The sequence below is a fragment of the Nocardia sp. NPDC006630 genome (genome assembly GCF_040611495.1).
Lineage (GTDB): Bacteria > Actinomycetota > Actinomycetes > Mycobacteriales > Mycobacteriaceae > Nocardia.
The window spans coordinates 214,126-228,342 of the sequence record NZ_JBEXOK010000008.1 but is presented as its reverse complement, the minus strand read 5'-3'; the positions used below and the strand labels follow the sequence as shown (position 1 = coordinate 228,342).

Here is a 14,217-nt window from a genome sequence, read left to right as displayed (position 1 = left end):
GTCGAATTCCCTTGCGTCGCCATCGATATGGGGTGTCGATGGCGCAGGGCAGCATCTCCGGCGGCTGTGCACGGATTGCCCGTGGTTGTGCGCGCTGAATCGTAGAAGGGGAAGTCGTGACGTCTTCGATCATGTCCAAGGGGCAGAATCTGGCGCTGCCGGATGATGTCATCCGCGTCGACGTCGTGATCGGGTGGACGGAATCGGAGATCGTGGTCGACGCTTCGGCTCTACTGCTCGGAGGCGATCGAAAGGTGCGGTCCGACAGCGATTTCGTTTTCTACAACCAACCCGAATCGGCGGACGGTTCCGTGCGGTTTCTGGGGACGAGTGTGACCGAAGAAGGAGCGCAGACCAGGATTGCCCTCGACCTCTCAGCCCTTCCGGACAACGTCGACGCGGTGGTATTGGCGGGCAGTATCGGCACGGGTACGTTCGGCGATCTGGGCAAGGTCGCATTTTGTGTCGTAGACGGAGCCGGCAAATCCCTGGCCGAGTACGTGACCGCGGATGCTGACAAAGAGTCGGCGTTTCTGTTCGGCGAGATTTATCGCCGGGGCGGCGTGTGGAAGGTGCGCGCGGTGGGGCAGGGCTGGGATTCCGGTTTGGCAGGTCTGGCAACGGATTTCGGTGTGGATATCGACGACGAACCGGAAACCGAATCGGCCGACCCGTCATCCGGTGTGGTGCCGTCGAGCCAGCCCGGTACGACTGTCGAGGCGGCGGGGGACGGCTCCGATATCGCCGCGGCGGACGGCAGGTCGACACAGCCGGACGCTCAAACCACGGCGCGGAGCAGAGGCGTGCGCACTGCGAAGCAGGTTGCGAAGAAGACCAAGCCGATCGAATTCAAACTTGCCGAGCACGACACCTGGCAGCCGGCTCGGCTGTTCTCGGTGATCGGGGTCGGTGCCGGTGAGGAGCAGGAACGGCGAGCTACCTCCGCGCTCATTGCGACGATGCAGGCGGTTCGCCCCTTCGCGCGAGCGCTGTGTGCGCGAATGGGTGCTCCCACAGGCGCTTTCGAAGGTTTCGTCGAGGTGCAGTACGAGCGGGGTGATACGAAGGTCATTCCGGATGCGGTGCTCAAGGTGGTTCGGGGAAGCCGCTTGTGGACCGCTCTGCTCGAGGTCAAGACCGGCAACGGCAAGCTCAAACGTGATCAGCTCGAGAACTATCTCGATGTAGCGCGTAAGCGGAAGTACGACGTCGTTGTCAGTCTGTCGAACGATATTCCTGCCGGTCCCGGGGAACTGCCGGTCGAGGTGGACCGCCGCAAGCTAGCGAAGGTCGCCCTGCGGCATCTTTCCTGGGCAGAGGTGGCGCACGAGGCTCGAATGTTGCTCTCGCACGGCGGTATCGAAGACGATATGCACGCCTGGATCTTGAGCGAGTTCCTGCGCTATCTCGATCATCCCCGATCCGGTGCGACCGAGTTCGTCGATATGGGTCGGCACTGGGTGGCGGTGCGAGATGCGGTGACCGCGGGCACTTTACGTGCGGGCGATCAGAAGGCTCTGTCGGTCGCCGCAACGTGGGTGGCACTGTCCCGGCATCTCGCGTTGCGGCTGACCGCCGAGCTCGGCGTGCCGGTAAAGCACGTGCTGCCTCGCCGGTACCGCAGCGATCCGGCTGCTCGCAACGGCGCCGTCGCCGAGCACCTGGCGGCCGACGGCACCTTCGACGCTGTGCTCAAGATTCCTGATGCCGCAGGTGATCTGGTCGTGGTCGTTGACCTGCGCACGAACCGGATCCGGTGCCGTACCACTCTGGATGCGCCGAACGAGGGAACCTCGGCGCGCCGATTGTCGTGGCTGCTCAAGCAACTTCAGGACGCGCCGGGCGAATTGCAGGTCGAAGCGGTGTTCTCGGTTCCCGGCAACGAAACCTGCGAGCACCTCGCCGTAGTCCGCACGAATCCGCGGTCGCTGACGGCGGATCGTCCCGGTGCGATCGTCTCGTTCACGCTGGAGCAGACCTTCCCGATGGGAAGCCGGCGATCCGGGACAGCGGCCAGTTTCATCGCCAGCGTGACTTCGGCAACCGATACGTTCTACGGATCGGTGGTGCAGCAGCTGCGCGGATGGGTGCCTGCCGCCCCGAAACAGCCCGAATCGCCGCATTCCGGCACAGCGGTGGACTCCGCGACGGTGAAACCTGATCCTTCGGTGACTGCGTGAGTGCTGATCAGCGGCGGATTTCGTGGTGAAATCTGTTGTGTCAGAGCGACTGTCGTGGCGTTCTACCATGGGTGCAGGGGTGTTGTGGACTGCCCCGTTGCTGGAATGGAGAGCAGTGTCATGCCGGAGATGAACAAGCAGAATCTTGTGTACTTCGAAAACCCTTCGATGCGGGGGCTGTACGACAGCATGGAGGGATGGCAGCTGGCGAATAACAAGCGGTTGTTGTCTATCAGCGTGCAGCAGGATCGGGGGAATTACTGCTGTATCGCTCTGACCAATCCGACGGAGGTAGTGCTCACCAGCCCTGATGGGCATCACCATGCTGCTGTGAATCGGTTCGGGCAGTTGGCGGTGACTTCGGATTAGGTCGGGCGGCGCCTGAGGTAGCTGTGCAGGCTGTCTGAAGGGTTTCGGTCGGTCGGTATAGTCCGCTGGAAACTCGTGATGAGGACGGGAAACCGGTGTAAATCCGGTGCGGTCGCGCCACTGTGTCCAGTTTCGGCTGGGAGCCAGACCTCGCCTTGTCACGTCCCTACGTTCGGGGGCGCGGCTGCCCTGGAAGGTTTCAGCGACATATGGCTATCGAGCCCACGCCGGAATCCGGCACGACTCCCGCCGTCCGTGGGCGAATGCTGCGCCATGTCCTGCACGATTGGACCCGCCGGGACTGGGTCGAGGCGGGGGTGCTGCTCGGGGTTGTCGCCGTTATGCACGCGGTGGCGTTCGGGCTGCTGTTCGGGGCGATCGCGCCGCACAGCTATCAGATCGGGACCCAGGTCTTCGGTGTCGGCCTGGGGCTGACCGCGTACACCTTCGGGCTGCGGCATGCCTTCGACGCCGACCATATCGCCGCGATCGACAACACCACCCGCAAGATGATGGGCGACGGTCACCGGCCCAAGGCGGTCGGATTCTGGTTCGCCATGGGGCATTCGACCATCGTGTTCGTGATGGCGGGGCTGGTGGTGGCGGGTGCGCGGGTGGTCGGCACGCTCGTCGAGGACGATTCGCCCACCCGGAAGAATCTGGGAATCGTGTCGACCCTGGCGTCCGGATCGTTCCTGTACCTGATCGGGCTCGTCAATATTGTTGCCCTGGTGGGGATCTGGCGGGTCTACCGCAAGACCCGCCAGGGCGAATTCGATCACGCGGAACTCGAAGCCGCGCTGCAGGCGCGCGGATTCCTGGCGCGTCTGCTCGGTCCGATCATGCGGGGGGTGAAGCGGCCGTTCCAGATGTACCCCGTCGGGGTGCTGTTCGGTCTCGGCTTCGATACCGCCACCGAGGTCGCGCTGCTCGCCCTCGCCGGTTCGGGCGCCGCCGCCGGCCTGCCCTGGTACGCGATTCTGGTGCTGCCGCTGCTGTTCGCCTCGGGCATGAGCCTGATGGACACCATCGACGGTCTGTTCATGAATGTGGCCTACGACTGGGCCTTCGCCAACCCGATCCGCAAGATCTACTACAACCTGACCATCACGGGCCTGTCGATCGCGGTCGCCCTGCTCATCGGCTCCATCGAACTCATCACCGTCCTGCACGACGATGCGGGCTTCAGCAATCCCGTCACCGACGCCATCGCCGGAATCGATCTCAACAATGTCGGATTCGCCATAGTCGCGCTGTTCGTCCTGGCCTGGATCGCTGCCGTGGCCTACTGGCGCATCGCCAAGGTCGAACAGCGCTGGGCTCCAGCACCTTTGGACTGAAGGGGTGGACCGCAGCCCGGGTCCAGCCGAGCGCCGAGGGCGGCCGGCCGTGCGAGTTCCTGGGGATCTTCGACAGCGATGCCCGCCGCGGCCATCAGCGCGGCGAGGACGCCGCAAATGTGACGTACCCGTCACAGTGACGGCAGGCGATGCCTCCCAAGGCAATTCGCCGATGATCGTGCCCGGCCGCGGCTGTTCGGCCTCACAGCGGGGTAGCGGGGCTTTGTGACATCGCGCCGCTGGATAGCATCGAGCTGTCGAACAGATCTAGGAAACCCCGAGGACGTGTGTTGACTAACGACCATCTTGACCGCTGGAACGCTCACGAAGCCTCGGCGGAGGCGATGATTCCGATAATCGGAAGGCTGTATCGCGAGAAGGGGGTGACCATCCTCCTGCACAGCCGGTCGCTGGTGAACAAATCGGTGATCAGCATTCTGCGGACGCACCGGTTCGCACGCCAGATCGAGGGCGAGGAGCTGTCGATCGATGAGACCCTGCCGATCCTCGAGGTGCTCAGCGGGCTGGATCTGGGTCCGTGCAAGATCGACCTCGGCCGCCTGGTCATGGCCTATCGCGCCGATGGCCGCGGGCTGTCGATTCCGGAGTTCACCGCCGCGGTGCTGGCCGATGTCACCGATGGCAACAAGGCGCAGTCGCAGGGTCCCCGGGATGTGGTGCTGTACGGCTTCGGGCGGATCGGCCGTCTGGTCACCCGTCTGCTCATCGAGAAGACCGGCTCCGGCAACGGGCTGAACCTGCGGGCCGTGGTGGTGCGCAAGGGCGGCGCCGACGATCTGGCCAAGCGCGCGTCGCTGCTGCGCCGGGATTCGGTGCACGGGCAGTTCAACGGAACGATCAAGGTCGACGCCGCCAATAACGCGATCATCGCGAACGGCAATGTCATCAAGTTCATCTACAGCGACGATCCGGCGACCATCGACTACACCGAATTCGGGATCGACAACGCCATTCTGATCGACAACACCGGTAAGTGGCGCGACCGTGCGGGCCTGGAGCAGCACCTGCGCCCCGGTATCGCGAAAGTCCTTCTCACCGCGCCCGGTAAAGGCGACGTCCCGAATATCGTGCACGGCGTCAACCATCTCGCGCTGGATCTCTCCGAGCAGATCGTTTCCTGCGCCTCGTGCACAACCAATGCGATCGTGCCGCCGCTCAAGGCGATGGACGTCGAATACGGCATCGTCCGCGGCCACGTCGAGACGGTCCACTCGTTCACCAATGACCAGAACCTGCTCGACAACTACCACCCCGCTGACCGTCGCGGCCGCTCCGCCCCATTCAACCTGGTACTGACCGAAACCGGCGCCGCCTCCGCCGTCGCCAAGGCCATGCCGGACTTCAAAGCCAAGATCACCGGCAACTCGATTCGCGTTCCCACCCCCGATGTTTCGGTCGCGATCCTGAACCTGCAACTCGAGCGCGAAGTCACCAAAACCGAAGTACTCGACTACCTCCGCCAGGTCTCCCTCTCCGGCCCCCTGAGCCGCAACCTCGACTACACCGCCGCCACCGACGTGGTCTCGAGCGATTTCATCGGATCCCGCGCAGCCTCCATCGTCGACGCCAACGCGACCATCGTCGACGGCGACACCGCAATCCTCTACCTCTGGTACGACAACGAATTCGGCTATTCCTGCCAGGTTGTCCGGACGGTGCAGTACATCTCGGGCATCGAATACCCGACGTATCCGCAGATGGTCGCGCAGGCGGGCGATGTCCCGGCGCCGGTGACAGCCGACGTGGGATAGCTCGCGGTCCGAAAGATGCGCCGGTGCAGCCGCTGTGCTGCCCCGGCGGCGACCGTATAGGTCGCAGGGTTGCGACGTCGGAGACCGTCGCGGGACGCCGGTGTGCGAAGTGGCAGGGCACGTAGCATTGCCGCATGGATTCCGCGCGTGATGAGACCGGCGAGAAGATCCTTGATGCCGCGTTGGCGCGGATATTGCAGGTGGGTATTCGGCGGAGCAGTTTGGATGACATCGCTCGGCGGGCCGGGGTCAATCGGATGACTATTTACCGGCGGTTCAGTAGTAAGGAGAAGTTGGTTGATGCGGTGCTGGTTCGGGAGAATCAGCGTGTACTGCAGGGGGTTTCGGAGATCGGAGCGGCGGTCGCGGGGGTATCGGCTCAGATCGAGGAGACGGTGCTCTATGTCATCGAGCAGACTCGTAGTCATCCGCTGGTGAAGCAGTTGCTCGAGGTTGCGCCGGAGGAGATTCTCGAGTTCTACACGGTGCGTGGGGAAGTCGGTGTCGGGCTGGGGATCGATTACATTGCGGGGGCGCTCACAGCGGCGCAGGAGCGCGGGGTGATCGAGCGGTACGATCCGCGGCCGGTGGCCGAATTGCTCGCCCGGTTCGCGCATTCGCTGCTGCTCACACCGGTGGGCGGTTCGGATTTCTCGGATGCGCGGCAGGCGCGCGGATTTGTGCGGGCCGCCATTGTTCCACTTGTGCTGCACGGGATTTCGCAATCCGCCGAGGATGAGCGCAGATAGGCGCATCGGATTCACGGTAGGTCGAACAGGTTCGGCCGGCCGGCGAACCAGCGGTCCCGATCCAGGGCGCGCGCTCCGTCGAACTCGGCAATGGAAACGTGCGGGAACAGCGCCGCGCGCGGGGCCGGGGAACCCGCGGCATCGAGCACCGCGTTGGCCGCCATCCGCCCACCCTCATTGGCCCCCTCCATGGTGGCCAGATCGACATTGGTGCGCAGATAGTCCCCGGCCAGAAAGAGATTCGGGATTCCGGTGGCGCCGGTCGGGCGGTTGTCCCACGATCCGGCCGTATTCACCAGCAGCGGATCGTCATTGGAGTTGACGCCGGCCGCAGGGTCCCAGTGGATGCCCGGGTCCAGAAACCAGGAATGCAGATCGCTGTCATGCAGTGTGTCGGGCAGCAGCAATCGCCCGGACTGCGTCTTCATGATCTGAGCCCAAGTCTCCCTGGCGATTTCGTCTGGACTGCACTGTTTGGCGGGCTTGCCGTACAGCATGCCGGGGGCATCCCAGTCGGAGATGTCGACCGACAGGATGTCGCGGACCTGGCCGTCGCCGTAATCGCGTGCGATATCGCGGCCCTTCCAGAACTGCGCCTGGTTGATACCGGTGAGCCGCCACGGTGATTCGATGAAACCGATATGCCCCGCCGAGATCGGATTGTCGGTGCGCAGATAGAACTGGATACCGGTCATCCAGTCCACGAACAGCTGACTGATCCGCTCCAGGTCCGGATCCAGCGCCAGCACTTCCGGACTCCACAGCCGGACCACCTGTTCCGCGGCCAGTGCGGCGACAAAATAGTCCGCCTCCACCCGCGATGCCGCCCCACCCGCCGAGCGCACGACCGCCGAACCGATCTGTCCGCCTTCGACTTCCAGTCCCTGCACCTCGCTGCCGACCTCGAACCGCACGCCGCGCTGCTTCAGATATTCCACCCACGGATCGATCCAGGCCTCATTGGTCGGCGCGTTCAACACCCGGTCCGGCGCACCGTCGGAACCGCGGTCGATCAGTGTGAGCAGGAACGACTCGGCCACCTTGCAGATGGTGTTCGCGCTGGCCAGGTTCTCCTTCGCCGCGACCAGCGTGCGGGTGACGGTGGAGATCACGAACAGATAGTTCGGATTCGCGCCCCGCGCTCGCGCGAAGTCGATGAACGCCATACGTTCCCACTGCCCGAGCCGCCGCTCGTCGCAACTGGTGAAATACGTCAGCAGCCGCTGCGCGAAGCCGAGCAGATCGAGATACGGCACCCGGGGTACGTAGGTGAGCCCGCCGAGCAGGGTGTCCAGCAGCAATTCCGGTGTGGCAACGGACTTTCCGATGGCCTCGAGGCTGAGCTCGAACGGCGCGGTCAGGTTCGGTCCGTCGATCGCCGCCGTTGCGGTGAGCACCGGCACGAAATTGTCCCACACACCATTCCTGTTGCCCGGGAACGGTATTCGTCGCATGGTCTCCGGCACGTGGCGATAGAAGCCGGGGAAGAACCGGAACCCGTGCTCCCCGGGAAGCGGACACCGGCCGTCGGTCACCGGCAGATCGGTGTCCATACTGCGCGCCTTCCCGCCCAGCATTCGACGCTCGTATACGGTCACCTCGAAGCCGCGCTCGATGAGCTCGTGGGCAGCGGTCAGGCCCGCAATTCCCCCGCCCAGCACCGCAACTCGCCGTCCCGGTGGGGCGGCGCCCGCCCGCCGGAACGAGGTGTTCGCGACAACCGCACCCGCGGCCGCACCGAGGAGGAGTGTCCGGCGGGAGAACTCTGAATCAGCCATATGCGTATCTCTCGCGATTCGCGAACGCGGTGTGCCGTTGTGCCACACGCTGTTCGGCTAGCAGCAATGTGACAATGTCTGGGACATTGTCACAGTGAAAATAGCAGCCGCTCGAGAGGAGCGTCGAGAGAAAGTGCGATTCTCGCCGGAATGGCGACTCGGGTTGCCGGTCGTTATCGCCCGGCGTTGTGCGGGCTGGGTTTCGGGTCGATGGCCGACACCTGATGCGGGGCGCGGCAGGCGTCGACAATGATCTTGCGAGCCGCGCGTCCTTCGGGGGAGGGCATGAGGGCGTAGTTGTGGGGAAGCGCCGGGCCCTCGTGATAGTCGATCGGGGTGCCGGCGGCCGCGGCACGACGGGCCAGGGTTCGGGTGTCGGCCACGGTCATTTCGCGGGTGCCGCAGAAGACAGTCAGGGGTGGCAGGCCTTCGATGCGGCCGCGCAGCGGGCTGACGCGCGGGTCTCGGGGGTCGAGGTCACCGGCGTAGAGGCGGCCGATTTCGAGCAGGCCGGGGATTTGATGGAAGGGGTCGTCCTTTTCGAGGGCGGGCAGGGTGGGGTCGGTCATGGTGACGTCGAGCCAGGGGGAGATCAGCACGACGCGATCGGGCTGCGGGCCGCCCTGCTCGAGCAGGACCTGGGTGGCAGCCAACGCCAGTCCGCCGCCGGCCGAATTGCCCATCACCACAGTCTTTCCGGAGCCGCGCTGCTCGATCGCGCGGGCGAGGATCGCGGCGGTGGTGGCGACCATATCGGCGGCATGGCCATGGGGGACAAGCGGATAGATGGGGACCACGCACTCCGCAGGTACGGCGGCGGCGAGGTCCCGGACGAAACTCCAGTGTGGGCGCACGATTTCGCGGAAGAAGCCGCCGCCGTGCAGGAATACGACGGTGACCTCGGCAGGGCCGGTGGTCGGCGTGATCCGGTACACCGGCCAGCCGTCGAGGTCGTCCCTGGTGACGGTCGCGGCCTTGTTCAGGAAGGCCGGGGGCCGAACCTCTTCGACCTTCCGATCACGCTTTTCCAGCGCCGCGTGCAGCAGTGCCGGATCGCCGAGCAGCTTGCGCCCGCCCGAGGCCCGCAACAGTGCGGTGACCGCTCTCGTCTGCCAACTCGGCTTCGCCGTTTCTCCCTGGGGTGTCATATCCGCTCAGCTCCCTGTCATTGCTGCTCGCACCGGCCGCGCCGGGCCCGATTAGCCTGGTCGATATGACCGTCGCCGCGCTTTCACAAACCTGCGGTGCGGCGCCCGTGCTGTGGATGCGGCCCCGCCATGCCGGGTATCTCGGTCCGGATCTGGGCGTCGGCATGCACGACACGGCGATCGCCTGCCTGGGATTGGCCTTGGACGGCCCGTTCACCGTGGACACCGCCGAGCACGGAACCTTTGTCACCAGCAGCGTTTTCGTCCCGGCCCGGGTGCGGCACCGGATCGTCTCGGCGGGCCGGATCGCCTTGCTCTTCGCCGAACCCGGTAGCGCGGTGACCGGCTGCGCCCTGTCCGGGAGCACCGGGCCCAGTGCGATCGATCCGGGGGAGGAGGCCGCCCTCATCGCTGCCGCACGCGCGGGCGTCGCAAGTCTGGAGCGCCTGATCTCGAACCCGAAACCCCTGCGTCCCATCGATCCTCGCATCGAAGCCATCGTGCGCGAGATTCGCGCGGATCCCGCCGCGCACCCGCACGCCGCGGACGCGGCCACCGCCGCGGGCCTGTCCGAGTACTACTTCCTGCGCATGTTCGCCGCGCACACCGGCACCACCTTCCGCCGCTACCGGCAGTGGGCTCGGGTGCGGATGGTTTTTGTGGGCGTGGAAGCCGGTTACGACCTCACCCGCTGTGCCGCCGATGCCGGATTCGCCTCCCCGTCCCATTTGAGCGAGACCTTCCGGCGCACCTTCGGCCTCTCGCTGACCGCGGTGCTCAATTCGCGAGTAACGCTTGATATCCGATGATGCGAACGAGTCCGTAGCGAATGCCCGGCACCCCTTCAACCGTGCCCTCGCTTTGTGTATAGTTGGCAAAGGCAAGTAGTTGTATTCGCTAAGTAAATAAGCAGTAAAGAGAAGGGCCGATCATGGCGAATGTTGCCAGTGATCCCAGTGCTACGACCGAACTCGAGGGCGCCGATCTATTGGGCGCACAGCTGGTTCGGCTCATGCGGGCCATCGGCAGAACCAAGCACCGGGTGATCAAGAGCGGCCCCGACGGGCTCGAGCAACTCGCCTACGCGGTGCTGTTCTGCCTGGTCCACGACGGGCCGCAACGTACCGGGAAACTGGCCGAGTCATTGCACGCCGAGATCTCGACGATCAGCCGGCAGACCAGAACCCTGGTCGGCCACGGTCTGGTCGAACGCCGGGCCGATCCGATCGACGGCCGCGCGTGCGTGCTGAAGGCCACGGAGGAGGGGGAGCGTGTCTTCGCGGAGAACCGCCGATTGCGCAATGTCTGGCTCGCCGGCTTCCTGGCGGACTGGTCCGCGACCGACCGTTCGACGCTGACCCAACTGCTCGAGCGACTCGTGAGCGACATCGAAAGAACTACCACGACAACCGATCCGAAATAGGGCTTCGAAACATGACATCTGCGACTCTCGAGGCGTCGCCGGACGTGCAGGCGGCAGCCCCGCCGAAACTGTCGCACCGGCAGATCCTCACCATCCTGTCCGGTCTGCTGCTGGGGATGTTCCTGGCGGCGCTGGACCAGAACATCGTGAGCGTGGCGATCGTCAAGATCGCCAATAGTCTGCACGGCTTCGATCAGCAGGCCTGGGCTACGACGGCGTATCTGATCACCGCCACCATCAGCACCCCGCTGTACGGCAAGCTCGCCGATATCTACGGGCGGAAGCAGTTCTTCCTCACCGCGATCGCGCTGTTCGTCATCGGCTCGGCGGCGTGCACCTTCGCCACCTCCATGTACGAGCTGGCCGGATTCCGCGCATTCCAGGGCCTGGGCGCCGGCGGTCTGATGTCGCTGGCCATGACCATCATCGGCGATATCGTCCCGCCGCGGGAAAGGTCCCGGTACCAGGGCTATTTCATGATGGTCTTCGGTATCGCCACCGTACTCGGCCCGGTGCTGGGCGGCTGGCTGTCCGGCTTCGACCACCTCGGTGGCATCGAGGGCTGGCGCTGGGTGTTCCTGGTGAATGTGCCGGTCGGCATCATCGCGCTGATTGTGGTCGCCAAGGTGCTCAATCTGCCGCAGCAGCGCCGCCAGTTGAAGGTCGACTGGGGCGGCGCGGTGGCCTTGACCATTTGCGTGGTGCCGCTGCTGATCGTCGCCGAACAGGGTCGCGGCTGGGGCTGGGGTTCGGGCCGGGCGATTCTCTGCTACGTCATCGGTGTCATCGGCCTGGCGCTGTTCGTCTGGATCGAGCACGTGATGAAGGACGCGGCGCTGATTCCCTTGCGCCTGTTCAAGAATTCGACCTTCACCGTCTGCATTGTCGGCGGCTTCATCGTCGGTATCGCCATGTTCGGCGCGATCACCATGGTCCCGCTGTACCTGCAGGTGGTGCGTGGTTTCTCGCCGACCAAGGCAGGTCTGCTGATGCTGCCGCTGGTGGCGGGCATCATGATCGGCTCACTGACGTCCGGGCAGGTCACCAAGCGCACCGGCCGCTACAAGATTCTGCCGGTGGCGGGCACGTTCATCATCGCCTGCGGTGCGGCGCTGTACGCGACGGTGCACTACGACAGCGCGCTGTGGCAGCCGCTGCTCTTCAGCGGCATTGTCGGCCTCGGCCTCGGTGGCTGTATGCAGACGCTGATCATCGCCGTGCAGAACGCCGGTCCGCGTTCGGATATGGGTGTCTCGACCGCATCGGCGACGTTCTTCCGTCAGGTCGGCGGCACGCTGGGTGTCGCGGTCTTCCTGACGATTCTGTTCAACCTGCTGCCCAATAAGATCGTCGACGCCTTCGGCGGGCATCTGCCGCCAGGATTCGACGCGTCCAAGCTCAGCAGCGTGCAGTCCAATACCGCGGGCATCGCGGCACTTCCGGCGCAGGTGCGTGATCCGATTCTGATCGGCTTCACCAATGCCATGCACGGCGTGTTCTGGGTCGCGGCCGGTGTGGCACTGCTGGCGTGCGTGGTGCTGCTGTTCATGAAGGAGATTCCGTTGCAGGATTCCGCGCCGGCGGCCCCGGTGCCGGCGGATCCGGAGCAGGCCGCCGAGGCGGAGTGGTCCGAGGAGCAGGTGTGGGAGGGCGCCGCACAGGCGATCTCGCAGCCCGAACCGGTGCTCGCGGCCGCGGGACGGCATACCGCCGACGGTTACGAGGCCGGTGCGCAGGTCAATGGCATAGCCGCCGCTGCGCCGATCGCCGGGACCAATGGTTATGGCGCACATCATGTTTCGGCCGGCGCCGCGACGGCGACCCTGCCGGTCGTCAATGCCTCCACCGGCGGTCGTTCGATCGGCGGACGGGTGCAGCGCGAGGACGGCCGTCCCGTGCCCAATGCCGCGGTCACGCTGATCGACCAACGCGGGCAACAGGTTTCGCGCACCACCGGTGACAGTGGCGGCGCCTACGCCATCGAGCCGCCCGCGTCCGGCAGCTATGTGCTGATCGTCTCGGCGGGCGGGCATCTGCCCGCCGCGGTGAACGTCACGGTGGACAGCCGCCCGCAGCATCGCGATCTGATCCTGCAGGGTTCGGGCGAATTGTCCGGCACCGTGCGCACGGCCGGTCGTGGCGAACCGTTGCCGGGCGCCACGATCACGCTGACCGATCCGCGCGGTGAAGTGGTCGGCGCGGCCGTCACCGGACCCGACGGCGGCTATGTCTGCCTCGGCGTGGTGTCGGGCGCCTACACGCTGGTCGCGGCGGCCGAGCATATGCGGCCGACCGCCGCCGCCCTGGTCGTGCCCGACAGCGGTCTGCTGCGCTACGACCTCGAACTGACCGCGATGGCCATGCTGACCGGCAAGGTGTGGGCACAGGGCAGACCGGTGCCGGACGCCTCGGTCACCGTGCTCGACGACGAGGGCACGCCGATCGGCACCGCCCGCACCGATGAGCAGGGCCGCTACACGGTGCCCGATCTGGTCGAGGGCGGGTACACCGTCGTCGCGCGCGGATATCCGCCGGTGACCAGCCGGGTGCGCCTGACCGGCGGCGAGATCGACCATGATGTCGAACTCGGTTATGACGTCGAGCAATCCGCTGCCGAACGGTCCACGGAGTTGTCATGAGTGGCCTGACCGCACAAATTCGCAGCGCGGAGGGGTGGCCGGTATCCGGTGCGGTGCTGACCGTCACCGATCTGACCGGGCAGCAGCTCGCCCGTGCGGTGGCCGGTGCGACCGGGGCGGCGGAGACCGATCCGCTGCCTCCGGGCATGCATACCGCGGTGATCACCGCGCCCGGTCACCAGCCGGTGGCGCAGCTCGCCCGCATCTCCGCGGCGGGCACGGGCACGCTGGGTGAGATCATGCTGGCGCCGGAAGCGAATGCGGTGACCGTGCCTCCGCCGGGGCCGTGGACGATCGATCCGATGCATTCGACGGTCATCGTCACCGCGCGGCATCTCGGCATCGCGGGCATCAAGGCCCGCTTCGCCGAGGTCGGCGGGCGACTCGATATCGCCGAAACCTTCGAGCAGTCAGCGGGTTACGCCGAGATCAAGGCGGCGACCGTGGACACCGGTATCGGCATGCGGGACGATCACCTGCGCTCGGCGGAGTTCCTGGACGTCGAGCGGTTTCCGGTGATCACGTTCACCGGCAAGCGTTTTCGCCGCACCGGCGCCGACACCTGGGTGATGCCGGGCGACCTGACCCTGCACGGTCACACCCGCCCGGTCGATCTCGCCGTCACCTACGGCGGTCACGGTCCCGATCCGTGGGGCGGGGTGCGCGCGGCATTCCATGCCGAAACCCTGCTGTACCGCGACGATTTCGCCATCGACTACAACGCCGTGGTCCGGGCGGGCATTGCCGCGGTGGGTACCACCGTGAAGGTCGAGCTCGACATCGAGCTGGTGCAAGGAGATCGACTGCCGGCGTTCTAGC

Annotated in this window: 11 protein-coding genes and 1 riboswitch; of the genes, 9 read left to right on the top strand and 2 right to left on the bottom strand. The window is 65.6% G+C overall.

All coding sequences use genetic code 11. From position 1 onward, the window contains the following. The first annotated feature begins 116 nt into the window (after nucleotides 1-116). From ABZX86_RS24830 to ABZX86_RS24810, 5 genes are all read left to right on the top strand, one after another. Nucleotides 117-2,180: a TerD family protein gene (locus ABZX86_RS24830; RefSeq protein ID WP_355127061.1), complete on the top strand. Its 2,064-nt coding sequence runs from the start codon at nucleotides 117-119 to the stop codon at nucleotides 2,178-2,180. Nucleotides 2,181-2,300: 120 nt separating this feature from the next. Then, the gene (locus tag ABZX86_RS24825; protein ID WP_355127060.1) at nucleotides 2,301-2,549 is read left to right on the top strand and encodes a hypothetical protein; all 249 of its coding nucleotides are present in this window, start codon (nucleotides 2,301-2,303) and stop codon (nucleotides 2,547-2,549) included. Nucleotides 2,550-2,590: 41 nt separating this feature from the next. Then, nucleotides 2,591-2,722, top strand: a riboswitch (cobalamin riboswitch). A 36-nt stretch (nucleotides 2,723-2,758) separates the two neighbouring features. Then, nucleotides 2,759-3,889 (top strand): HoxN/HupN/NixA family nickel/cobalt transporter, encoded by a 1,131-nt coding sequence (locus tag ABZX86_RS24820; RefSeq protein WP_355127059.1) that lies wholly within the window; start codon nucleotides 2,759-2,761, stop codon nucleotides 3,887-3,889. Between the two features lie 290 nt (nucleotides 3,890-4,179). After that, nucleotides 4,180-5,661 carry a glyceraldehyde-3-phosphate dehydrogenase gene (locus tag ABZX86_RS24815; protein ID WP_355127058.1) on the top strand — a complete coding sequence of 494 codons (1,482 nt, stop codon included), beginning with the start codon at nucleotides 4,180-4,182 and terminating at the stop codon, nucleotides 5,659-5,661. Between the two features lie 134 nt (nucleotides 5,662-5,795). Continuing rightward, on the top strand, nucleotides 5,796-6,410 hold the full coding sequence (locus tag ABZX86_RS24810; protein WP_355127057.1) for a TetR/AcrR family transcriptional regulator: 615 nt from the start codon (nucleotides 5,796-5,798) through the stop codon (nucleotides 6,408-6,410). A gap of 11 nt (nucleotides 6,411-6,421) precedes the next feature. Here the strand turns inward: ABZX86_RS24810 and ABZX86_RS24805 are convergent, their stop codons facing one another. Together ABZX86_RS24805 and ABZX86_RS24800 are read right to left on the bottom strand one after the other, a co-directional pair. Continuing rightward, nucleotides 6,422-8,188: an FAD-dependent oxidoreductase gene (locus tag ABZX86_RS24805; protein ID WP_355127056.1), complete on the bottom strand. Its 1,767-nt coding sequence runs from the start codon at nucleotides 8,186-8,188 to the stop codon at nucleotides 6,422-6,424. A 173-nt stretch (nucleotides 8,189-8,361) separates the two neighbouring features. Next, nucleotides 8,362-9,336, bottom strand: a complete 975-nt coding sequence (locus ABZX86_RS24800) for an alpha/beta hydrolase (RefSeq protein WP_355127055.1) — start codon at nucleotides 9,334-9,336, stop codon at nucleotides 8,362-8,364. Between the two features lie 65 nt (nucleotides 9,337-9,401). Here ABZX86_RS24800 and ABZX86_RS24795 point away from each other — a divergent pair, with 65 nt between their 5' ends. From ABZX86_RS24795 to ABZX86_RS24780, 4 genes are all read left to right on the top strand, one after another. Beyond that, complete coding sequence (locus ABZX86_RS24795) at nucleotides 9,402-10,145, top strand: helix-turn-helix domain-containing protein (protein ID WP_355127054.1); 744 nt, start codon at nucleotides 9,402-9,404, stop codon at nucleotides 10,143-10,145. Nucleotides 10,146-10,267: 122 nt separating this feature from the next. Beyond that, entirely contained in the window at nucleotides 10,268-10,759 is a 492-nt protein-coding gene (locus tag ABZX86_RS24790; RefSeq protein WP_355127053.1) for a MarR family transcriptional regulator, read from the top strand. 11 nt (nucleotides 10,760-10,770) lie between these two features. Then, nucleotides 10,771-13,398 carry an MFS transporter gene (locus ABZX86_RS24785; protein ID WP_355127052.1) on the top strand — a complete coding sequence of 876 codons (2,628 nt, stop codon included), beginning with the start codon at nucleotides 10,771-10,773 and terminating at the stop codon, nucleotides 13,396-13,398. Next, entirely contained in the window at nucleotides 13,395-14,216 is an 822-nt protein-coding gene (locus ABZX86_RS24780; RefSeq protein WP_327141237.1) for a YceI family protein, read from the top strand. Before ABZX86_RS24785 ends, ABZX86_RS24780 begins: the two co-directional genes overlap by 4 nt. Nucleotide 14,217 lies beyond the last annotated feature (1 nt).

Coding starts and splice junctions, on each gene's coding strand:
- ABZX86_RS24825 (WP_355127060.1), top strand. CDS start 2,301: ATGCCGGAGATGAACAAGCAGAATCTTGTGTACTTCGAAAACCCTTCG.
- ABZX86_RS24820 (WP_355127059.1), top strand. CDS start 2,759: ATGGCTATCGAGCCCACGCCGGAATCCGGCACGACTCCCGCCGTCCGT.
- ABZX86_RS24810 (WP_355127057.1), top strand. CDS start 5,796: ATGGATTCCGCGCGTGATGAGACCGGCGAGAAGATCCTTGATGCCGCG.
- ABZX86_RS24805 (WP_355127056.1), bottom strand. CDS start 8,188: ATGGCTGATTCAGAGTTCTCCCGCCGGACACTCCTCCTCGGTGCGGCC.
- ABZX86_RS24800 (WP_355127055.1), bottom strand. CDS start 9,336: ATGACACCCCAGGGAGAAACGGCGAAGCCGAGTTGGCAGACGAGAGCG.
- ABZX86_RS24795 (WP_355127054.1), top strand. CDS start 9,402: ATGACCGTCGCCGCGCTTTCACAAACCTGCGGTGCGGCGCCCGTGCTG.
- ABZX86_RS24790 (WP_355127053.1), top strand. CDS start 10,268: ATGGCGAATGTTGCCAGTGATCCCAGTGCTACGACCGAACTCGAGGGC.
- ABZX86_RS24785 (WP_355127052.1), top strand. CDS start 10,771: ATGACATCTGCGACTCTCGAGGCGTCGCCGGACGTGCAGGCGGCAGCC.
- ABZX86_RS24780 (WP_327141237.1), top strand. CDS start 13,395: ATGAGTGGCCTGACCGCACAAATTCGCAGCGCGGAGGGGTGGCCGGTA.